Here is a 20,588-nt window from a genome sequence, read left to right on the forward strand (position 1 = left end):
ATTTTTACAATGGATGATTTAATAGATTTTAGAGTGTAAAACCATATTGGATGGTTTTACACTTTTATTATGATTGCTTCTTTTAAGGAAGAAGCCTGTTGTCTTCCCAATAGCATGGTATCGTAATTAAATTATTCTCGTGTAAGCGTGACCATAATCGGACACCTAAATCCCGCTGCATATTTTGGATTGTGAAATTGGAAATCAGCAGTGTAGATTTCATATTGTCATAACGACTATATAAAACCTTATGCACCATCTCCAGGCGTTTTTCATGTCGGTCATGCAGGCCATATTCATCTATCACCAATAAATCAAAATTGGAGAAATGCTCGATAACTTCCTTTTCAGAGCGTGAAGCATCTGACCAGGTGTCCATCATTTTTTGAGCAATTTCTGCACTGGTATAGTAGCGTGCAGATTTTGTACTGTTATGCAGAATGTTGCGAATGATTGACGCACTCAGATGAGTCTTCCCTGTACCTGGTGTACCAATGAGCAGCAGGTTTGGATAATGGTCAGAAATAATTTGCTGTGCAAAAGCCTGACATAGTTTTATGGCATTGTCTTGAGCAGGACATGCAACTACATAATTCTTGAAGCCACGGTCCAGGTAGCGTTTATTGAGCCCTGAGTTTTTGATTTTCTGTTGTAGCAATCGCTGTTGCAGCTCATCTGCATAGGCTGCATGTGAGTGATGGACGGTTTCTTTCGCACACAATTTACAGAGCCTGTGACCGGCAATTTCCATCAGGGGTATATGATGGATAGGGCAAAGTGTTTCTGTTGTTTCTACGCTCAACTGGAGCGTTTTAAGCATGGTATTCATGATCCTTCTCCTAAATCCATTTGGAATTTTCTAAAAAAACCTCATTTTTTTCTTCAAAATTTGAAGATGAAGATGAAGATGAAGATGAAGATGAAGATGAAGATGAAGGGCATGGTTCAAGCATGGCTTGAGTAATACTCGGGCTATGCTCATGATTTGCTTGAGCATTTACTTTTTGTTGCTTGGCTGATGCTTGAGCATTACTTGCGGATTTTCCCCAACGTGCTTGAGCTGCATTTTTAGCTTTATCAGATTTCATTTGCTGATTTTGCAATGCCTGGCTTTTTAAACTGGTTAAAAAATTTGAATGAATCTGCTCAGATTCAATTTCAAACAATTCCAGGGCCAACAACGTATTCAACAAGGTTTTAGCCTTGGTATTTTGCGATAATTTTGTGATGCTACATACTGTCGCCAGGTCATGAGGAATAGCACCATTTTTCCAGAAATCCATCATTAACAGCAGTGCTGCACCAATTTGTTCTGCTGTCATTCGTGCAAATTTCGCCTGTAAGTCGCCAATATATAGTGGCATCCAAATTGAAATATCTTTATGCATGTGTTCACCTTTTTATAGGTATAGAGGGGCTAAGGTCATCAAGTAGATGACCTTGTATATTTATTAGATCAGGGAGCCAGGCTCATTAACCGGATGCGGGCCTGTTGGGCTAAATCATCGTAATGGGCTTGTCCATCATCCAGCATTCGCTGTAGCCAAAGTCTCAACGCCTGATGATCATCGAAGCATTTGTTAACTTTGAGTAGAAATGCCAGATTGTGCAGTTTGGGAATGTGTAGCTCATGGATTAATTCACGAGCGACCATATCCGCTTCAGGACTCACCACAACACCACCAAAGAAAGCTTTACTATTCATGTGCAAGCTCCTCTGTATTTAGTTTTTCCAACATGGCTTCAAATGCACTGCCATCACGACGGGTAACATTGGGTATGTAGCGGCTATAGACCCGGAATAGCATTTCAGTCGTTGAATGTCCCAATTGACGTGCGATCCATTCCGGATTCTCTCCTGCCGACAGCCAGAGTGTTGCTGCGGTATGACGTGTTTGATAGGCTCTTCTAGGCTTCAATCCTAGAAAGCGCAAGATCGGATGCCAGACACGTTTATTCACCAGACGGTAATCGAGAGGTCCACCGTCACGATTGCAGAATACGAACTCTGATTTACCATTATTTAAGCTTTTCTGTTGTAGAAAGGCTTGATAAACCCGATCACTCATTTGGATGGTGCGGTCAGAACCATAGGTTTTGGTTCCACCAAGAACACCATTTACTAACGCTTCTCTGATATGGATTTCACGACGCTGTAAGTCGATATTTTTCCATTGCAGACCATCGATTTCACTGGTACGCATACCCGTAAAAAAGCGAATGGTGTAATAGGGGCGGAAGTCTTCACGCACCGTGCTAAGAATTTTATGCACCTCTTCCAGAGAAAAAGGTGTGACTTCAATCTTGCTTTCCTTCAGATTGTTAATATTTTTATAAGGCGATTCAAAGTCGTATCGTTCAGCTGCATCATTGAGTATCATACGTAAAGGCGTCATGATTTGATTAATCCGCGATGCTTTCAGGCTTGTCTGATCTTTTCCGTGAGTCACTTTGGCGAGGGATGCACGGAAGTTCAGCAAGTCTGACTTCTTGATTTTTGAGAGAACCTGATTACCAAAAGCAGGAATCAAATAATTTTTAATAATAATTGAAACCTTGTGTTGATAGGATGTTCTCCATTCAACCTGTTTCTGCTTAAACCACAGCGCAGTAAACTCTTTAAAAAGAGGAACTTTGGTTTGTACAGCGATTTGTTGACTTCTTTTTTCCTTAAATTCATCGACACGTTTACTTTTGGGAAAGTACTTTTCGTATTCAAAAGTTCCCAGTGTGATTTCTGCCTCAAGCTGTTCGAGACGTTTTTTTAAAATACGACGGTTATAGGCATTGTCTTCAAGATTGGTTGTTTCTCTGCAACGGATGCCCATGTAGCGAAAATCGGCAATCAGTTTGCCACTTCGTTCCCGGATGGTAGCCATCAATTAAACCTCCCAAGCTTTATTGCAGAGCATCCATGCTTAAACCAGTGAATTTAAGCATTTCTGTTTCAATGCGTTCCCAAACAAAAAGAATCTTGCGACCACCAAAAGGACGGATGTAGTGAACCCCTTCAATGAAGATGCTGTCCTTCATTTGGTTACGAATAGTACGAGCGTCGTACTGGATTTTTTCAGCCAGTTGCTGGGCTGTGAGATAGGTATATGACATAATAGAGCCTCATATTTTTTACTAGGTAACTAGGAAAAATTATTCCTAAGACATAAATTATCATATTTTTATGTCTTTGCAAGTACTTTTTATGATTTAACTGGGAAATTTTATGATTATTTCAAACTTGGCAGTTCTATTAGCAGAAAGGAAACTTAAGGTTGCTGATTTGGTGAGAAGTACTGGAATTAATAAATCTACTTTACATAAACTTTATAATGATGAATCTGTACGGATTGATTTTGAGACAATTGATAAAATTTGTATTGCATTAGATGTGGAAGTAGGTGATTTATTGATTTTCAAAAAAAATGTTAATAATCAAATTAATGAATAATAGTTTGGTCACTGATGGTCACATTGAAATCGTGATTGGTCACAAAAGTAGATATGAATTTTGAACGTTTGTTAAAATTTACCTAGACAATTTGAATTGATTTACTTAAAGCTTAAATGAATACCTACAAATGAGCTTTTTTAGGTAAAAAATTTGGTCACCGATGGTCACTTTAGAAAAGTAGTTGGTCACAAATTTGAGAAAATAAGTTCATAAATTAAACTAAAATTTTATTTTCTAGATTTAGTTTTGGGGCAAGATAGGCTAAAAAGAATAAGTCATTCGGTTAACTTTAAGATCATTTAAGGTGATTTATATATGGTAGGGCACTCAATGGTCACATATTGGTCACAGAAGATAGGGGGGCGTAATTAGATTTATAAATAGGCTCTAGTAAATAATTTTAATTAGGTAGAAAAACATCAATTAAATCAACAATAAAAAAGCCCCAATCTTTCGATCAGGGCTTTTTGAATTTGGAGCGGGAAAGGAGACTCGAACTCCCGACCCCAACCTTGGCAAGGTTGTGCTCTACCAACTGAGCTATTCCCGCGTATTGAGCAGTTTTATAAAAACTTACACTAAAAAATTTGGAGCGGGAAACGAGACTCGAACTCGCGACCCCAACCTTGGCAAGGTTGTGCTCTACCAACTGAGCTATTCCCGCGTATTGAGCAGTTTTTACGAAAACTTACCCTGAAAAAAATTTGGAGCGGGAAACGAGACTCGAACTCGCGACCCCAACCTTGGCAAGGTTGTGCTCTACCAACTGAGCTATTCCCGCATAGCGCTGTATGATACAGCAAGCAAGTTCAGGGTCAATAGCTTTATGAAAAAGCTGAGTTTAATTGCATAAAATAAAGCCAGTTTAATGCAGTCTGTTCCGACTTTTTGATTTTTTACCGCTGAAAAGTAAAGTCATGGTTCGGATGATGATCGTTTTAACCGTCGCATAGCAGCAAGGAACAGGTATACTCTCAGAATAATCATTTTTGGAGACAGGCATGAGCTTAGAGCAGCAATTAATTGAGCGCTTACAGCAGTTTTCCCCATCCCATTTAGAAGTGGTGAATGAATCTTCGGGGCATGGTGGATATTTCCCCGGTAAGGAATCACATTTTAAAGTGATTGTGGTGAGTGAAGCCTTTGCTGGTCTGCGTTTGGTACAGCGGCATCAAAAAATTTATGCCGTAGCAGGCGATTTACTCAGTCCTGGAAAAATTCATGCTTTAGCTATTCATGCTTTTCTACCAGAAGAGTGGGAAGGGCAAGACACTTCTAGCCCAAACTGTGCACATGCACCGAAAAGCTAAACAGAGGCTTGCGAATGGAAACACAATTACTGATTAAAATTGTACATATGAGTGCGGTGAGTATTGCATGCATAATTATTTTGGCACGTGCGATGACCTTGTTTAAAGGGGTTCAGGGTAACCAGCCTAATCCTACAGGTCGTATCGCTTTTGTTGCATTTCAGCATTTGAGTATGACTATGATTGTACTCACAGGCATCATCTTATTGGTGATGAAAAACTTTGAAGTGCAAACATGGTTCTATGCCAAAGTGGTTTTATTTTTAGTCATACTGTCTTCTTTATCTAAAGCCTATAAAAAGGATGACACAATTTTATTAGCACAGCGCCGTGCAGGCTTATTTCTCGCTGTAGTGTCGATGGTTTCGATTATTGGTTTAGTCATGATTAAACCAAACTTTGGCTAATTGTTAGACATAATGTTCGGCACGAAACCTGTTCTGCGCTACACTGCTAGATAAGGTGGAAAAATAACAAGATGGAGGGGATTTTATGCATACACGTGTGGTATTTAATCAAAAAGGTGGTGTAGGCAAGTCCAGTATTGCTGTGAATTTGGCTGCTATCAGTGCGCATCAAGGTCTAAAAACATTATTGATTGATCTCGATCCACAAGCGAATTCGAGTCAGTATGTGTTGGGCGATGATGCAACCTATACTGCGGATAAGCCTGCTTTAGAGCCAAATATTGAGAACTATTTTGAAGAAGTTCTGGGTGCTACACAAAATAAAAGCTTGCTCGGCAATGCGATTGGTTCGATCCTGAAAGGACGTGTCAAAGGCTTAGAAAGCTATGTGCATCAGTCTCCTTTTAAAAATCTTGATGTGATTCCTGCCAGCCCAAATTTGGGTGCCTTGGCCCATGCATTAGAATCCAAACATAAAATTTATAAATTGCGTGATGCCTTACAACAACTGGTTGGGAAGTACGACCGAGTTTATATTGATACACCACCAGCCTTTAATTTCTTTACCTTATCGGCATTGATTGCGGCCAATAAAGTTCTAATTCCGTTTGACTGTGATGTTTTCTCTAAACGAGCACTACAAACCTTGATTGAAAATGTACTTGAAACCCAAGATGATCATAATGACCATTTGGAAATTGAGGGCATCGTGGTCAATCAATACCAAGCACAGGCTAAACTGCCACGTGAAGTGGTGCAACAGTTGAAAGATGAAGGTCTACCTGTTTTAGAAAGTATGTTACCGCCATCGGTGATGATGAAAGAGTCACATCATAAAAATTTACCGTTGATTCATTTGGCGCATGATCATAAATTGACGCAGGCCTATCAATCATTGTTCAATGAGATTGAGAATAATAAACTGCGAGATTCAGCATGAAAAATATCTTAGTTGCTTTTTTAGCGGGCAGTACGTTGTTATTAGGTGCGTGTGCCACAACGGTTAAACCAACCTATGTTTCTCCTACACAGTACCAAGCGCTGAACTGCCAACAGCTACAGGCAGAGTATAATCGTATTCAACAACATTTAGATGAAGGTGTACCAACTGAAAAACGCACGGGTATGGGTGTAGGTGTGGGGCTGGGTGGTGGTTGGAGTCATGGTGGCGGCTGGGGCTTTGGTCCAAGTATTTCGCTCAATATGGGACAATCTTCGAATACTAAAAAGACCGAAATTTCAAGGCTTTTGGGCCAACAAGAAGCCATAGTACAAGCTGCAAAGTTTAAGGGTTGTACGATTACTGTCCAAAATAAGACAAATTAAACACGGATAGATTCATTCTGCTGAAGTGTTTGTATCTTTAGCAGAATGAAAATTTTAGCAAAATGTTTCAAAAATAATCACAATAAAACAACGTCTTACTATTTTTTAAGGTCACTTTTCAGTAAGTAGGTTTTGTCTTTTTGTCTGCCTTGACTTGAGGAAACTGCTCTTTTTCGGCTAAATTGCGCATCTTGAATACTGTTGTTGGATGTCTATGATTGAGAGTTGGCTGTTTGTATTGGCAATGATTGCTGTCCTTATGATTCCGGGACCAACCAATGCTTTACTCGCAAGCTCTGCACATCAGCAAGGTCTGGCGAAAACCAGTGCGCTTGTGCCTGCAGAACTGTTCGGGTATTTCTATGCCATCAACTTATGGGCATTGTTAATTCATTTGAGTACCCCTATCTGGCCATATCTGATTGATATTTTGCATATTATTAGCGCAGGTTACGTATTTTGGCTGGCCTTTCACCTATGGAAAAGCTCACATTTAGAAAAACATAATCAACGTTTTACCTCGATTCGACCAATGCAGTTGTTTTTTTCAACTTTGAAAAACCCAAAAGCTGTACTGTTTGCTGCAGGTATTTTTCCTTATGAAACATGGGATAATCCGACGAATTTTTTATGGGTCTTTATTGTATTTAGCTTAGTTTTATTACCTACGGCTTTGTTTTGGATGTCATTTGGTCGTGCCATTTTATCGGGTGAGTCCAAGCAAATAAAAGCCGATCTCTTGTACAAAGGATCGGCCATGTTGTTGGTGGTGTGTATGTTTCCCGTGATTCTACGTTTTTTTGCTTAAGCTTCAGTGGTTGATTTTTTCTTTAATTTGGCACGAATAAAACCAATGATCCCCGGCAAAACACTAATAATAATAATGCCGAAAATCAGATGCGTGAAATTGTCTTTGACTACAGGCACATTACCAAAAATATAACCTAAAGTAATGAATGAACCAATCCAGCAGAATGCACCAATCAGGTTATAAGACAGGAAAAATTTGTAGTCCATTTTTCCTGCGCCTGCCACAAAAGGTGCAAAGGTGCGCGCAAAGGGAATAAAACGCGCAAAAATAATGGTTTTACCACCATGTTTTTCAAAGAATTTTTGTGTATTTATCAGGTGTTGTTTATTAATAAAACGTGACTCGATTTCAAAAACACGCGGCCCAATATAACGACCAATGTGATAGTTCAATGTATCGCCCAGTACGGCTGCGACAAAAAGTAAAATACCAAGGAACCATGGATTCATTGCACCCGTTGATGCAGCTAAGGCACCTGCGGCAAACAATAAGCTATCGCCGGGTAGAAAGGGCATGACCACCAAGCCTGTTTCCACAAAGATGATAAGAAACAAAATTGCATAAATCCAAACCCCATAGTTGGTGATAAACTCGAGCAGATGGTCATCGACATGTAATATAAAATCAATCAGTTCCATGGGGCACAATTAAACAGAAGAGTGCAGAAATCCTAGCAGTCTCATTGTCAGAAGTCAGTATTAAAACGTAAATAAATTCGGCTATTATTGTTCTCTATTCGGAACGATGCATAATGAAAATGCATATTTATTCTAAAAACAGAGATTATTAAGATAGCTACAACTTCAAATAAAACGTATTTAAAGGTGTAAAAATGTTTAATCCAAATGTTGTGGTCAAAAATATTGTCAATCAACCCAATACCGATGCTGTTTTAGCTTTAATTGCACGCGTGCTGATGGCTTATATTTTCCTTGTCGCAGGTTGGGGGAAAATTACAGCTTATAGCGCAACTGTAGGGTATATGGAGTCTATGGGCGTTCCCGGAGCGCTATTACCATTAACTATTTTGGTTGAGTTTGGTGGTGGCTTAGCGCTGCTGTTTGGATTCCAAGCGCGTTTTGCTGCGTTTGGTTTGGGTCTATTTAGTGTGATTACCGCTTTTATCTTTCATGATGGCACACAAGACAGTATTAATTTTATGAAAAACTTTGCCATGGCAGGAGGTTTGTTTTTTCTGATGCTACATGGTGCAGGAAAAATGAGCCTAGATCATCTGATTGAAAAATAATTCAAAATGAAAAGTAGCATTTACGATGCTGCTTTTTTTATTTACAAAAAAGTACCGTCTGTTGGTGCTTTTTTTGTTTTGATTAATAGCAATAAGACATGAGGAAAAATAATATGAAAAATCTTCTAAAAATTGCGCTTTGTATGAGCAGTTTAAGTCTAGCTGTAGGCGCATGGGCAAATGATGACCATATCATCATGCAAGAAGCGGCAAACAATCACGTCACTGTTTCAGCCATTGCAAATCTCAAAGATGAAACGGCGGTCACTTTAAAAGGTACACTGTTGAAACATCTCAATGAAGATCATTATGAGTTCAGTGATGGTACAGGGGTTATTTTGCTGGATATTGATGAGGATTTATGGAAAGTATTCAATATTAAAGCAGGCGATAAAGTACAGGTGGTCGGTGAGGTCGACACACATCGTTATAAACCGACCGATATTGAAGTTGTTAAAATAGAGAAAATTTCGCAATAAACATAGCACATAATTGCGTGCTTTTTTGTTTAAACACCACCAAATGTTGGCCTTGCATAAAGCTTGTCCGAATTATGTGCGTTATGTGTGGAAAAATGCTAGAATACGGCGCTTATATTCGTTTGCCTTTCATAGTTGTTTGTCATGACTACCAATACTCAAATTACTGAAGATCGTATCCTTATTTTGGATTTCGGTTCTCAATATAGCCAGCTTATTGCACGCCGCGTACGTGAAGCTGGTGTATATTCTGAAATGTATGCTTTTGATATGTCTGAAGAAGACATTCGTGCATTTAATCCAAACGGTATCATCTTGTCAGGTGGTCCTGAGAGCGTACACGAAGAGGGCAGCCCACGTGCGCCAGAAGTTGTGTTCAACTTAGGTGTACCAGTTTTGGGTATTTGCTATGGCTTACAAACCATGTCGGCACAACTTGGCGGTAAAGTTGAGCCAGGGACAGTACATGAATTCGGTTATGCCGAAGTAAACATCCAAGTTCGTGACAAGTTGATTGGTGATCTTGAGGACACCAAAGACCAGCTTAAAGTATGGATGAGTCATGGCGACAAAGTGACGGCGATTCCTGAAGGTTTCCAAATTACTGCAAGCACGCCAAGCTGCCCAGTGGCGATGGTTTCTGATGAAACACGTCGTTTCTACGGTATTCAGTTCCACCCAGAAGTAACGCACACTGCAAAAGGTGCAGAGTTATTGTCTAACTTTGTACACAGCATTTGTGGCTGTCGTAGTCTGTGGAACTCTGAAAACATTATCGACCTGCGTGTTGAACAACTACGTCAACAAATTGGCGATCAGAAAGTTCTTTTAGGTTTGTCGGGTGGTGTGGATTCATCCGTTGTTGCGGCACTTTTACACCGTGCAATTGGCGATCAATTGACTTGTGTATTCGTTGACAACGGTCTACTCCGTTTGAACGAAGGTGAGCAAGTGATGGACATGTTTGCGAAAAACATGGGTATCCGTGTGATTCGTGCCGATGCTGAAGAGCGTTTCTTGACTGCACTTGCGGGTGAAGTTGATCCTGAGAAAAAACGTAAAATCATTGGTCGTGAGTTCATTGAAGTTTTTGCTGAAGAAGCGCGTAAACTTGATGGTGTAAACTTCCTTGCACAAGGGACGATTTACCCAGACGTGATCGAATCTGCTGCAACCAAAAATGGTAAAGCACATGTGATTAAATCTCACCACAATGTGGGCGGTTTACCAGATGACTTGGCTTTTGAATTGGTTGAGCCAATCCGTGATTTGTTTAAAGATGAAGTACGTCGTTTAGGGACAACTTTAGGCTTACCGCATGAAATGCTATATCGTCATCCATTCCCAGGCCCAGGTTTGGGCGTGCGTATTTTGGGTGAAGTGAAGAAAGAATATGCAGACATTTTACGTCTTGCAGATGACATCTTCATGCAAGAGCTTCGTGCAAGTGGTTGGTATGATAAAACTGCACAAGCCTTTGCTGTATTCCAACCTGTGAAATCTGTTGGTGTCGTAGGTGATGGTCGTCGTTATGCATGGGTGATTGCACTTCGTGCCGTTGAAACGGTTGACTTTATGACAGCACGTTTCGCACATCTTCCTTATGATCTTGTCGATAAAATCTCAACGCGTATCATGAACGAAATTAAAGATGTTTCTCGTGTTGTGTATGACGTGTCGTCTAAGCCACCAGCAACGATTGAATGGGAGTAAAATCGGGGTTTTAAAATGCAACGCATTTTACCGATTTTACGCCAAAGGCTACGCCTGCGGCAGTGAGGGCTTTCAAGAAGCGAAGCTTCTTGCCTAAATTAAGCCAAGCGCTTTGCGCGCGGCAGTGAATGAGAAATTACTCTTTGAAAAGGACGCTTAGGCGTCCTTTTTTATATAACGAGGTAGGGAGAGAGGGATGAATTTTTATCATTGGTTAATACAGAATAAGAATCTTTCAAAGGCTACAGCTTTAAAATATGATTTAGTTATAAAAAATAGAATTAATGAGTGGTTACCTAGTTATGAGTTACCTCAAAACAGCATTGAGTTTGAAGCATTAAAGCAGACAATTTTTACTTTAGATATCTATCAAGATAGAAACCGAGTGGGGAATAATATGTATTCTTCTGCATTGAAGCATTATGGTGACTTTTTAAAAGAAATTGATGTTAATGATGAGTCAATATTTACGGAAAAACAAATATTTACAACAGATGCTGAGCGTTTAGTTAAAGTCAGACTGATTCAAAATAAGTTCAGGAAAAAGCTTTTTGATTTTTATCCCTATTGTGCAGTCACAGGCTTTAGTCATAGTAGATTGTTAATTGCATCCCATATTAAGCCTTGGGCAAAGTGTGATGGAAATGAAAAAGTAGATGTTTATAATGGATTCTTATTGTCTCCAAATTTTGACCGTCTATTTGATCAAGGATTTATTACTTTTCTTGACACGGGGATAGTTCAGATTTCGAAAAAGCTCAATGAGATTGATAAAGAGTTCTTTTCTATTCCAACACATTTAAAATTGCACTTGGATGTAAAATATCTGCCTTATCTACACTATCATCAGAATGAAATTTATATGGGATAGGCATGAAAATTGAGAAATCTGTATATTTCATTTATCAAAAGGGCTTACACAATAATATTTTTCTTATTTTCAGGTGGTCGTAATCTTTAAAAAATAAAGATGTAACAACATTTTTACATCCACGCATTGCCTTTTACTTAAGTTTTGAAAACACAAGATATTGTCCCAAGTTTAAGAATCAGCATTCTATTTTTAGGTATGTGCAGTTGGGAATCTGCTTGTTATGATCTAGGATATATGGATCTGTAATGAGTAAGCACATGACGAATAATAACTATACTGAACTTTCACATTCGGATGACTGTGAAAAATACGTAAATCAATTCATTCAAGAGTTTCCACTGAGAAGTGCGGAAATAGGCCAAGGGACGGTCATCAAACGTGCACTACCAAGTCGTCATAAACGAATGATTGGCGCATGGTGTTTCTTAGATCACGCAGGCCCTGTAACTTTTCCACAAGGGGATGGTTTAGATGTTGGCCCACATCCACATATTGGTTTGCAAACCTTTACATGGATGATTGAAGGCACCATGATGCATACCGACAGTTTGGGCAGCAAACAGTTGATTCGTCCAAAACAGGTCAACCTAATGACCGCAGGACATGGGATTTCCCATACAGAAGTCGCACCAGATACAGAAACCAAAATGCATGCGGCACAATTGTGGATAGCATTGCCCGATGCACAAATTGCTGTTGAACCCCGCTTTGAGCATTATCCAGAGCTGCCTGTGGTGGAAAAAGATGGGGTAGCATTTACCGTTTTGGTCGGAGAGTTTTTAAATACCACCTCACCTGTGAGTGTCTATACCGAGCTGTTAGGGGTGGACTTAAGTGCAGCAGAAAGCACCAAGACCCGTTTAACGCTCAATCCAAACTTTGAATATGGATTTATGGCTTTAGAAGGAACGGCTACGGTCAATGGGCACGAACTGAGTGAAGACAATATGGTGGTGCTCGAGCAGGGTGTAAGCACGATTGAAATTGAAATTCATGCGGGTAGTCGCTTATTACTGTTAGGTGGTGAGCCGTTTGAAAGCCCAATTCTACTGTGGTGGAATTTTGTTGGGCGTACTCAAGAAGAATTGAAAATTGCACGTGATCAGTGGATTGCACAAGATGAACGTTTTGGCTCAATTCCAGACTATGAAGGCCCGCGTTTGGAAGCACCAGCATTTCCAGACCAAATGCGCGCTTCAAAATAAGAGGAATACTGCGAAAAATCGTTCAACAACAGCATAGGTGGACAGTTTCAGTACTTGAAACCTATTCAAAGAAGATAAATGAAAAATAGGATAATAAAAAAATGGCAATCATTGCGAATGCAGAAGTGAAAACATGCGTCGAAGCATGGTCTGGTGAAGTAAGTAGTGGGCGACATCAATTCATTACCGATAAACCAGCGTCTTTTGGCGGTCAGGACAAAGGCCCTGCACCTTATGACTTTATTTGTACAGGCTTGATTTCCTGCACCATGATTACACTACGGATGTATGCGCAACACAAAGGGATCGAGTGGGGGGCTTTTAGTGTCGAAGCAGACTTTAATGCCAACAAAGAAGGCCGAGAATGGATTAGTCGTCGTTTGTCGTTTGAGCAAACATTGACAGAAGAAGCGCGCCAAAAAATCTTAGATATCTGTCAAAAAACACCAGTGACTAAAACTTTATTACGTTCTGTTGAGATTGAAACCTCAATCGTTTAAGTCACTTGGCTGTTTTTAGAGGCAGTAAAGGATTTTGTACGACTGCAGATTCATGTACATCTACAGGTGCAAAATCCAAATTTTCGCGTAAAGTGAGTGCTAGATTTCAATTAAAACAAAAGGCAAAACAATGATCACTCTGCACCATTTGGAACATTCACGTTCTTTACGCATTTTATGGGCTTTGGAAGAGTTAGGGTTGGAGTATGAGGTGAAGTTTTATAAACGGCTGCCGACTTATGCTGCGCCACCTGAGTTAAAAGACATTCATCCCTTAGGCAAAGCCCCCGTTTTGACTGATGGTGATTTGGTCATAGCAGAATCTGCGGTGATTTTAGAATATCTGCAAGCCACTTACGATACGGCGCATAGGTTTAAACCGCAAAATCCAAAGGACTTAATGCAATACAACTACTGGATGCATTATGCCGAAGGGTCGTTGATGCCCTATTTGGTCATGACCTTGGTGATGACCAATGTACCGAAACATGTTCCCTTTCTAATTAAGCCGATTGCCAATAAAATTTGTGATGGGGTGAAAGGCGGTTTTATTAATCCACGCTTGAAAGAGCACAGTGCATATTTGGAAAATTATTTATCTCAACATGAATATTTTGCAGGTGATTTTTCCTTTGCCGATATTCAAATGAGCTTTCCTGTGGTGGCGATGCAAGAGCGAGTCAAAGCCCATAATCCTCAAATGGTTGCTTATGCACAGCGTATTCAGCAGCGCCCGGCATTTAAAAAAGCCAAAGAGCTCAGTGGATTCTAGAGGATGGTGATGGTTTGAACCTGATTTTTTTGCCCGGTGCATCGGGCTACGGCATTTTGGCAACCTGTCATACAGCGCCTCCCAGAGGACAATTCAAGCATGGTCGTCGCTTATCCGAGCTTTGGTGGCTATCCAGATGATGTGAATGTGAAGAGTTTTGAGGGCTTACAAGACGATGTATTGAATCAAATCCAACAGCCTTCTGTGGTCATTGCACAATCCATGGGCGGCATTTTTGCAGTGCAAGCTGCCTTACAAAAACCTGAGCAGGTACAGGCTTTGGTACTTGTGGCAACCTCAGGCGGTATTGATTTAAGTCCTTTTCAGGTGGCGGATTGGAGAGAGGATTATCAACAGAACTTTACTGTTCCCGATTGGTTTGTTCAGCATCAGTCTGATTTGACGGACAGTCTGGAGCGTATCCAGTGCCCAGTTCTGCTGATTTGGGGCGATGCAGATCCGATTAGTCCTGTTGCGGTGGGACAGTCTTTACACCGTCAAATACCACATGCTGAATTGTATATCGTGTCACAGGGGCAACATGATTTGGCTTATGTACATGCGGAGCATGTTGCGCAATTGATTCAGCGTTTTCTCACCAAACTCAGGGTATAAAAAAGGATGCCTCGGCATCCTTTTATTTTTTTAGCGTTTGACCACAATCGAATCAATCCCGCTATGTTGTAGGGTTTGCTGTGCAATCACCGCAGCTTCTTGTGAGTCATACGGCCCTGAAATCACGCGATACCATGTTTGGCCACCTTCAACGGTTTTGACTACATCGGCAGAGAGACCATTTAAGATAATTTCTGCACGACGTGCATCTGCACTGTCTGGGTCAGGGTAGCTACGCACTTGCAAAATAAAGCTTGGTGCTTGCGGTGTTGGTGCTGCTTCGGTTAAACCCGGTTCAGCAGGGGTGCTTTCTTCGGCAGCAGGTGCTTCAACAATCACCACAGTGCTTGGATTATCTTTGGTTTCAGGAATGGCTTGATCTGGAATTGGCGTCACTTGCTGCTGTGGCAGTAAGTCGTAGAAACGGTAGTCTTTATTGGTTTCTTCTTGATAATGTTCCGAGGTGATTTGACCTTTCGGCTTCACTGGCGCCCAAGGCTTCCATAGTAACAGTGCTACAGCAAAACAGAGCACGATTAAAATGACCACAAGTGTACCGAGCCAAGCTGGAATCAGTGGCTTTTTGGGTTTGTTCGGTCTTTCAGATACACCGCGCTGCGTTTTTCCAAACACGTGGAAACCTCTTTTCTTCTAATCAATATGAGGGACTGGCCCATTCTTTTCTTTATTTTAATACTTGGCCTCAAGGGATTAAAAGAGGCATCATCGTAAAATAAAGAATCGCTTTGCAAAATTCAAGTTTCACAAAGCGAACAATACATCAGGGTTGATATGGCTACTTCGAGCATAGCCCTTCATCTTGCGACGATGTGCAAAGCGTTGCTTTTTACATCGTTACCTCAAGCATAGCTTTCGGTCTTGCAGCTATGTGTGAAGCTTTGCTTCACTTATTACATGGTTACTTCGGGCATAGCCCTTCGTCTTGCGACGATGTGCAAAGCGTTGCTTTGCTATTTACATCGTCTCAGGTGCAGACACACCTAGTAACTCTAAACCATTACGCAAAACTTGTTGTACGTTTATTGAAAGTAATAAACGGGCTTGCGAAAGGGCAACATTCTGTTCGTCGATAATTCTTGTGTTATCCAAGTTATACCAACCATGGAATAATGCTGCGAGTTCTTTCAAATAGTTGCCCACTTGGTGTGGTTCATAGCTATTTGCAGCACGAAGCACAATTTCAGGATAGGCTGCAAGTTTAGCCAGAATTTCAGTTTCAGCGTCAAGCGTTAATAAGGTCGCATCGTAATCAGCCGTTTTGCTACGATCAAAAGGAATACCTTTTTCAGGGGCTTTCACATCGACCATACGATTGACACGTGCGTGCGCATATTGGATGTAGTACACCGCATTGTCTTTGCTTTGTGAAACCGCAAGGTCTAAGTCAAAGTCAATGTGTTGTTCAGACTTACGCATCACGTAGTAGAAACGTGCAGCATCATTGCCCACTTCTTTACGTAGGTCACGTAAAGTCACGAACTGACCAGAACGAGATGACATTTGTACCATCTCACCACCACGCCATAGGCTCACGAACTGAACCAGAAGTACAGTCAGTTTTTTCGAGTCATAGCCCATTGCATCAATGGCTGCTTTAACCCGTGAAATATAGCCGTGGTGATCTGAACCCCAAATATCAATCAGGTCGGTATAGCCACGTTGTAATTTGTTCAGGTGATAAGCAATGTCAGAAGCAAAGTAAGTGGTTTGTCCATTACGACGCTTCACAACACGGTCTTTTTCATCGCCAAATTCAGTCGATTTGAACCAAATGTTGCCGTCTTTTTCGTATAAGAAACCACGTTGTTCTAAAGTTTCTAAAGCTTCATCAATTTTGTCTGTCAATGAGGCTTCGCTGAACCATTGGTTAAAGGTTACGCCAAACTCGCCTAAGTCATCTTTAATGTCATCTAAGATCGCATTCAGCGCTGCTTGGTGGAATACGCGGTAAGCTTCACCGATTAAGCTTTGTGAATTATGGATTAAACCATCAATGTGCTTTTCTTTGTCGCCTGAAAGGACAACTTTATTGCCTTCAGCATCGAGTTCTTCTGCATATTGCACATCTTCAGGAACATCTTTATAGACGTCTGCCACAGGGCGGACGTAGGCATCGCCATCAGCATCAATAATGCTTTGCGCGATTTCTTTAACATAATCGCCTTGATAGGCATTTTTAGGGAAAACTAGTTCTTGGCCTGTTAATTCGAGGTAGCGCAAATAGGTAGATGTTGCAAGGATGTCCATTTGACGGCCTGCATCATTCACATAATATTCACGGTCTACCGTTGCACCTGTTGCTTCAAGCAAGGTTGCAACAGTCATCCCATAGGCTGCGCCACGACCATGACCAACGTGCAAGCTAGACGTTGGGTTGGCAGAAACGAATTCTACTTGGATTTTTTTCGCAGCATTGGCTTGCGTGCGACCAAATTGATGGCCTTGTGCTTGAATTTGATCAAGTACAGCAAAGCGTTGGTCAGCATTTAAAAAGAAGTTAATAAAGCCAGGGCCTGCGATTTCTGCTTTGCTGATGTCCGCCACTTCAGGCAGTGCAGCAAGAATTTTTTCGGCTAAATCACGTGGCTTCATCCCCGCAGCTTTAGAGGCAATCATCGCGATATTGGACGCGAAGTCACCGTGGCTTCGGTCTTTGGTACGCGTCAAATTACTGCTGTTATTCCAGTCTGCTGGAAGGACGCCTTCAGCTTGAAGGTTTTGCACTGCGTGCTCGAGAGCTGCTTGGATTGCCGTGTTCATATTCAGTCGAAAATTTAATATCGCAGAAAAACGCTAAATATAGCAAATTTCCGCGTCTTTAGGTGAATCCATTTTTATAGAATAAAAAATGTGCATTAACTGCTAACGATTGCGCTGCAACAAAGATGCAAAGTGCAGTATGATCAAAACCAAAATTCATGTTTTTAAGGATGAAACGTGTCTGAACAGCGCCCCATGATCATTGGCAATATTCCCAAGTTACCCGCAAAATACGCCATGTTTATTTTGCCGTTTTTTATCTCATTTTTTATGAGTGGCATTATTTCGATGATCAATCTGTGGCGTAATTTGGGCTGGGTGGACAACTTTCTACAGGTTTGGCTGTCTGCATGGATGATGTCTTGGGTGGTGGCCTATCCTGTCGTGCTCATTGTACTACCGATTGTGCGCCGTTTGACTGGTGTGTTTGTCGATATGTCACATCTGAATCCACCCAAATAAGCACCATTTTAGCTATTTTCACGGCATGAAACAGGTTTGCTGAGTAGTTCCGCATTTTGGTTTTGAAAACGATACAGTTTGCCTGCATGAAAGAGCTTAATCACTTGGGCACTGGCAAGCTGTTGTTGAAAACGACTCAGGGTTTGGTGTTGAAATGGATCAAAGGGATTGCCGTAGTTTTTGTTGTCGAGTAAAAACTGAATCTGTCCTGCTTCTTTAGCATAACCATATAAAATACGTTTGCCGTGCACATCTTGAAGCTCAAACGTAGGCGGATGACTGCTGATTTTACAATTCAGACGCAGTGAGAGCACAAAGCCTTCGGTCGATTTGTTTTGTAGTTGATGAATGCCTTGTTTTTCATTCTCCAAATAGACCCATTGGTTCAAGGGTAAATTGGCACTGAGTTGCTCATATTGCTCGATGGTGGCTTTACTGATATCGACAATGCCTTTTTGATCAATTTCAGGCAGTTTCTCGTGATTACCCAATAGCCCTGTAATTTTATGACTCACGGTATTTTGAGCCTTAGAGACAGATTGGCAAGCGGTCAGTTGAGCGGTAACAACGCTTATGAGGCCCAACAAGAGCATTAATTTTTTTATTGTCATTTTTTTGCGGATAGAGAACTACGAAAGGCGCTAGCTTAGCTTGTGTAATGGTGAAGTTCAATTTTTATCCATTTTGAATTTTGCGAAAAGTCTGCTTCAGTCCCTATTTTTAGTTGTATGACTCAGTATTTTTATTTTCAGACTAAATCGCTTTGATAATTGCATCACGCTTATAAATATCAAAACATGAGTAAATGGCGCTAAGCTAGTAGCCGAAATAGATGTACAGATTCTCCCATAGGTTCATCTAAATCTATGTATAACGAGATAGGTAATGACGACAGAATATTTAAAGACAAAACAACCCTTATACATCCCTTATGCGGGCAATACTTTACTTGAGTTGCCGCTGTTAAATAAAGGATCCGCATTTACGGAAGAAGAGCGCACTCGCTTCAACTTGCATGGTTTAATTCCGCATGTTGAAGAAAGCATTGAAGAACAAAGTCAGCGTTCTTATCAACAGTACTGTGCTTTTAATGATGCGATCAATAAGCACATTTACTTGCGTAATATTCAAGACACCAACGAAACTTTGTTCTATCACCTCATTGAAAACCATTTAAGTGAGATGATGCCGATCATCTATACTCCAACGGTGGGTGAGGCCTGTCAGCGTTTCTCGGATATTTATCGTCGCCATCGCGGCACATTTATTTCCTATCCAGATCGTGCGCATATTGATGACATCTTGCATAACATCAACAAGAAAAATGTCAAAGTCATTGTGATTACCGATGGCGAGCGTATTTTAGGCTTGGGCGACCAAGGCATTGGCGGGATGGGTATTCCGATTGGAAAATTATCGCTATATACCGCGTGTGGTGGTATTAGTCCAGCGTATACGTTACCAATTACCCTCGATGTCGGGACCAATAATCAACAGTTATTGAACGACCCGATTTATATGGGTTGGAATCAACCACGCATCAGTGGTGATGAGTATTATGCTTTTGTCGATGAAGTGATTGCGGCGATCAAGCGTCGTTGGCCGAAAGCGCTGATTCAATTTGAAGATTTTGCGCAAAATAATGCCATGCCGTTACTGAATAAGTATCGTGATGCAATCTGTTGTTTTAATGATGATATTCAAGGTACGGCAGCCGTTTCTGTGGGCAGTTTGATTGCTGCATCACGTGCGGCAGGTAAACAACTCAAGGATCAAACCGTTGCCTTCTTAGGTGCAGGTTCAGCAGGCTGTGGGATTGCTGAACAAATCGTTGCACAGATGAAAGTTGAAGGTTTAACTGATGCCGAAGCACGTGCACGCGTGTATATGGTCGATCGTTTTGGTTTAATCACTGAAAATCAGCCGAATCTACTCGACTTCCAACGTAAATTGGCGCAAAAGCCAGACGTGATTGCGCAATGGGGAAATGCGGAAGAGGTGATTTCACTGCTCGATGTCGTGAAAAATGCCAAACCTACCGTGTTGATTGGGGTGTCGGGTCAGCCGGGCTTATTCACTGAAGAAGTAATTCGTACTTTGGCTTCGAACTGTGAGCGTCCGATTGTGTTGCCACTGTCTAATCCAACCTCGCGTGTCGAAGCTGTGCCAGCAGATATTATTCACTGGACGGACGGCAAGGCTTTGATTGCGACAGGTAGTCCTTTTGCTCCAGTCAACTATCAAGGCAAAATTTATAATATTTCGCAGTGCAATAACTCGTATATCTTCCCAGGCATTGGACTGGGCGTGATTGCGGCCAATGCAACCCGTGTGACGGATTCTATGCTGATTGCATCGAGTAATGCTTTGGCAGATTGCTCACCGATGTTGGTTAATCCTGAAGCAGACTTGCTACCTGAAATTGATGAAATTCAAAAAGTATCTAAGCTGATAGCTTTCAAGGTTGCGAAAGCAGCGATGGATGCAGGTGTAGCCCCGATTATTAGTGATGAGCAATTACAACACGCGATTGAAAAAAGCTTCTGGAAGCCAGAGTATCGTCACTATAAACGTGTCGCCTTCTAAAGCTGAAATGAGATAATAAAAAAAGGAGCAGAATGCCACTGCTGTCCCAC

General features: G+C 41.1%; 24 protein-coding genes, 3 tRNA genes and 1 pseudogene. 16 read left to right on the forward strand and 12 right to left on the reverse strand.

The genetic code is table 11. The features are described 5' to 3' along the window. Positions 1-82 precede the first annotated feature (82 nt). From DPG01_RS16175 to DPG01_RS16195, 5 genes are all read right to left on the reverse strand, one after another. Complete coding sequence (locus DPG01_RS16175; protein ID WP_039047369.1) at positions 83-829, reverse strand: ATP-binding protein; 747 nt, start codon at positions 827-829, stop codon at positions 83-85. A gap of 10 nt (positions 830-839) precedes the next feature. Beyond that, on the reverse strand, positions 840-1,388 hold the full coding sequence (locus DPG01_RS16180) for a DUF1376 domain-containing protein (protein ID WP_110975779.1): 549 nt from the start codon (positions 1,386-1,388) through the stop codon (positions 840-842). A gap of 68 nt (positions 1,389-1,456) precedes the next feature. Further along, a complete protein-coding gene (locus DPG01_RS16185) occupies positions 1,457-1,705 on the reverse strand; it encodes a hypothetical protein (RefSeq protein WP_004858371.1) in 249 nt (82 codons plus the stop codon). Further along, positions 1,698-2,879, reverse strand: coding sequence for a site-specific integrase (locus DPG01_RS16190; RefSeq protein WP_039047371.1), 1,182 nt, complete (start codon positions 2,877-2,879; stop codon positions 1,698-1,700). Before DPG01_RS16190 ends, DPG01_RS16185 begins: the two co-directional genes overlap by 8 nt. Before the next feature lie 19 nt (positions 2,880-2,898). Next, positions 2,899-3,108 (reverse strand): hypothetical protein, encoded by a 210-nt coding sequence (locus DPG01_RS16195; RefSeq protein ID WP_004858367.1) that lies wholly within the window; start codon positions 3,106-3,108, stop codon positions 2,899-2,901. 112 nt (positions 3,109-3,220) lie between these two features. On the opposite strand from DPG01_RS16195, the gene DPG01_RS16200 reads away from it, so the two are divergent. Further along, the gene (locus tag DPG01_RS16200; protein WP_087540503.1) at positions 3,221-3,445 is read left to right on the forward strand and encodes a helix-turn-helix domain-containing protein; all 225 of its coding nucleotides are present in this window, start codon (positions 3,221-3,223) and stop codon (positions 3,443-3,445) included. A 477-nt stretch (positions 3,446-3,922) separates the two neighbouring features. On the opposite strand, the gene DPG01_RS16205 is transcribed toward DPG01_RS16200, so the two are convergent. The 3 genes from DPG01_RS16205 to DPG01_RS16215 form a co-directional block, all read right to left on the reverse strand. Continuing rightward, a tRNA-Gly gene (locus DPG01_RS16205) sits at positions 3,923-3,998 on the reverse strand. Positions 3,999-4,036: 38 nt separating this feature from the next. After that, positions 4,037-4,112: transfer RNA gene (locus DPG01_RS16210), tRNA-Gly, on the reverse strand. A gap of 41 nt (positions 4,113-4,153) precedes the next feature. Next, positions 4,154-4,229, reverse strand: a tRNA-Gly gene (locus DPG01_RS16215). A gap of 220 nt (positions 4,230-4,449) precedes the next feature. Between DPG01_RS16215 and DPG01_RS16220 the strand changes: the two genes are divergently transcribed. The 5 genes from DPG01_RS16220 to DPG01_RS16240 all read left to right on the forward strand — a co-directional run bounded on the left by DPG01_RS16220 (position 4,450) and on the right by DPG01_RS16240 (position 7,299). Next, entirely contained in the window at positions 4,450-4,758 is a 309-nt protein-coding gene (locus DPG01_RS16220) for a BolA family protein (protein ID WP_086210668.1), read from the forward strand. Between the two features lie 14 nt (positions 4,759-4,772). Further along, a complete protein-coding gene (locus tag DPG01_RS16225) occupies positions 4,773-5,165 on the forward strand; it encodes a SirB2 family protein (RefSeq protein WP_086210667.1) in 393 nt (130 codons plus the stop codon). An 85-nt stretch (positions 5,166-5,250) separates the two neighbouring features. Continuing rightward, entirely contained in the window at positions 5,251-6,105 is an 855-nt protein-coding gene (locus DPG01_RS16230) for a ParA family protein (RefSeq protein ID WP_110975780.1), read from the forward strand. After that, positions 6,102-6,491: a hypothetical protein gene (locus DPG01_RS16235; protein ID WP_110975781.1), complete on the forward strand. Its 390-nt coding sequence runs from the start codon at positions 6,102-6,104 to the stop codon at positions 6,489-6,491. The genes DPG01_RS16230 and DPG01_RS16235 overlap by 4 nt, the downstream gene beginning before the upstream one ends. A gap of 214 nt (positions 6,492-6,705) precedes the next feature. Continuing rightward, complete coding sequence (locus DPG01_RS16240) at positions 6,706-7,299, forward strand: LysE family translocator (protein WP_086210664.1); 594 nt, start codon at positions 6,706-6,708, stop codon at positions 7,297-7,299. Here DPG01_RS16240 and DPG01_RS16245 read toward each other — a convergent pair. Continuing rightward, a complete protein-coding gene (locus DPG01_RS16245) occupies positions 7,296-7,940 on the reverse strand; it encodes a DedA family protein (RefSeq protein ID WP_110975782.1) in 645 nt (214 codons plus the stop codon). The two genes, DPG01_RS16240 and DPG01_RS16245, sit on opposite strands and share 4 nt — an antisense overlap. A gap of 194 nt (positions 7,941-8,134) precedes the next feature. Between DPG01_RS16245 and DPG01_RS16250 the strand changes: the two genes are divergently transcribed. From DPG01_RS16250 to DPG01_RS16285, 8 genes and pseudogenes are all read left to right on the forward strand, one after another. Further along, the gene (locus DPG01_RS16250) at positions 8,135-8,551 is read left to right on the forward strand and encodes a DoxX family protein (RefSeq protein ID WP_086210662.1); all 417 of its coding nucleotides are present in this window, start codon (positions 8,135-8,137) and stop codon (positions 8,549-8,551) included. Positions 8,552-8,664: 113 nt separating this feature from the next. Then, positions 8,665-9,030, forward strand: a complete 366-nt coding sequence (locus tag DPG01_RS16255) for a NirD/YgiW/YdeI family stress tolerance protein (RefSeq protein WP_110975783.1) — start codon at positions 8,665-8,667, stop codon at positions 9,028-9,030. Between the two features lie 144 nt (positions 9,031-9,174). Then, positions 9,175-10,743 (forward strand): glutamine-hydrolyzing GMP synthase, encoded by a 1,569-nt coding sequence (gene guaA / locus DPG01_RS16260; RefSeq protein ID WP_086210961.1) that lies wholly within the window; start codon positions 9,175-9,177, stop codon positions 10,741-10,743. A 196-nt stretch (positions 10,744-10,939) separates the two neighbouring features. After that, positions 10,940-11,614, forward strand: a complete 675-nt coding sequence (locus tag DPG01_RS16265; protein WP_110975784.1) for an HNH endonuclease — start codon at positions 10,940-10,942, stop codon at positions 11,612-11,614. 260 nt (positions 11,615-11,874) lie between these two features. After that, complete coding sequence (locus DPG01_RS16270) at positions 11,875-12,822, forward strand: pirin family protein (RefSeq protein ID WP_110975785.1); 948 nt, start codon at positions 11,875-11,877, stop codon at positions 12,820-12,822. Positions 12,823-12,923: 101 nt separating this feature from the next. Continuing rightward, the gene (locus DPG01_RS16275; RefSeq protein ID WP_086210829.1) at positions 12,924-13,322 is read left to right on the forward strand and encodes an OsmC family protein; all 399 of its coding nucleotides are present in this window, start codon (positions 12,924-12,926) and stop codon (positions 13,320-13,322) included. 130 nt (positions 13,323-13,452) lie between these two features. Beyond that, positions 13,453-14,094 carry a glutathione S-transferase family protein gene (locus DPG01_RS16280; RefSeq protein WP_110975786.1) on the forward strand — a complete coding sequence of 214 codons (642 nt, stop codon included), beginning with the start codon at positions 13,453-13,455 and terminating at the stop codon, positions 14,092-14,094. 14 nt (positions 14,095-14,108) lie between these two features. Further along, positions 14,109-14,709 (forward strand): annotated as a pseudogene (locus tag DPG01_RS16285) (alpha/beta fold hydrolase). Positions 14,710-14,739: 30 nt separating this feature from the next. Here the strand turns inward: DPG01_RS16285 and DPG01_RS16290 are convergent. Together DPG01_RS16290 and argS are read right to left on the reverse strand one after the other, a co-directional pair. Beyond that, positions 14,740-15,342: an SPOR domain-containing protein gene (locus tag DPG01_RS16290; protein ID WP_004684390.1), complete on the reverse strand. Its 603-nt coding sequence runs from the start codon at positions 15,340-15,342 to the stop codon at positions 14,740-14,742. Between the two features lie 342 nt (positions 15,343-15,684). Then, a complete protein-coding gene (gene argS, locus DPG01_RS16295; RefSeq protein WP_110975787.1) occupies positions 15,685-17,490 on the reverse strand; it encodes an arginine--tRNA ligase in 1,806 nt (601 codons plus the stop codon). A 177-nt stretch (positions 17,491-17,667) separates the two neighbouring features. Between argS and DPG01_RS16300 the strand changes: the two genes are divergently transcribed. Beyond that, entirely contained in the window at positions 17,668-17,952 is a 285-nt protein-coding gene (locus DPG01_RS16300) for a DUF2798 domain-containing protein (RefSeq protein WP_004684392.1), read from the forward strand. An 8-nt stretch (positions 17,953-17,960) separates the two neighbouring features. Here the strand turns inward: DPG01_RS16300 and DPG01_RS16305 are convergent, their stop codons facing one another. Next, positions 17,961-18,563 (reverse strand): hypothetical protein, encoded by a 603-nt coding sequence (locus DPG01_RS16305; RefSeq protein WP_110975788.1) that lies wholly within the window; start codon positions 18,561-18,563, stop codon positions 17,961-17,963. Positions 18,564-18,837: 274 nt separating this feature from the next. On the opposite strand from DPG01_RS16305, the gene DPG01_RS16310 reads away from it, so the two are divergent. Further along, complete coding sequence (locus DPG01_RS16310) at positions 18,838-20,538, forward strand: NAD-dependent malic enzyme (protein ID WP_110975789.1); 1,701 nt, start codon at positions 18,838-18,840, stop codon at positions 20,536-20,538. Positions 20,539-20,588: the final 50 nt, after the last annotated feature.

Source organism: Acinetobacter sp. WCHAc060042, assembly GCF_003231195.1.
Taxonomy (GTDB): Bacteria; Pseudomonadota; Gammaproteobacteria; order Pseudomonadales; family Moraxellaceae; genus Acinetobacter.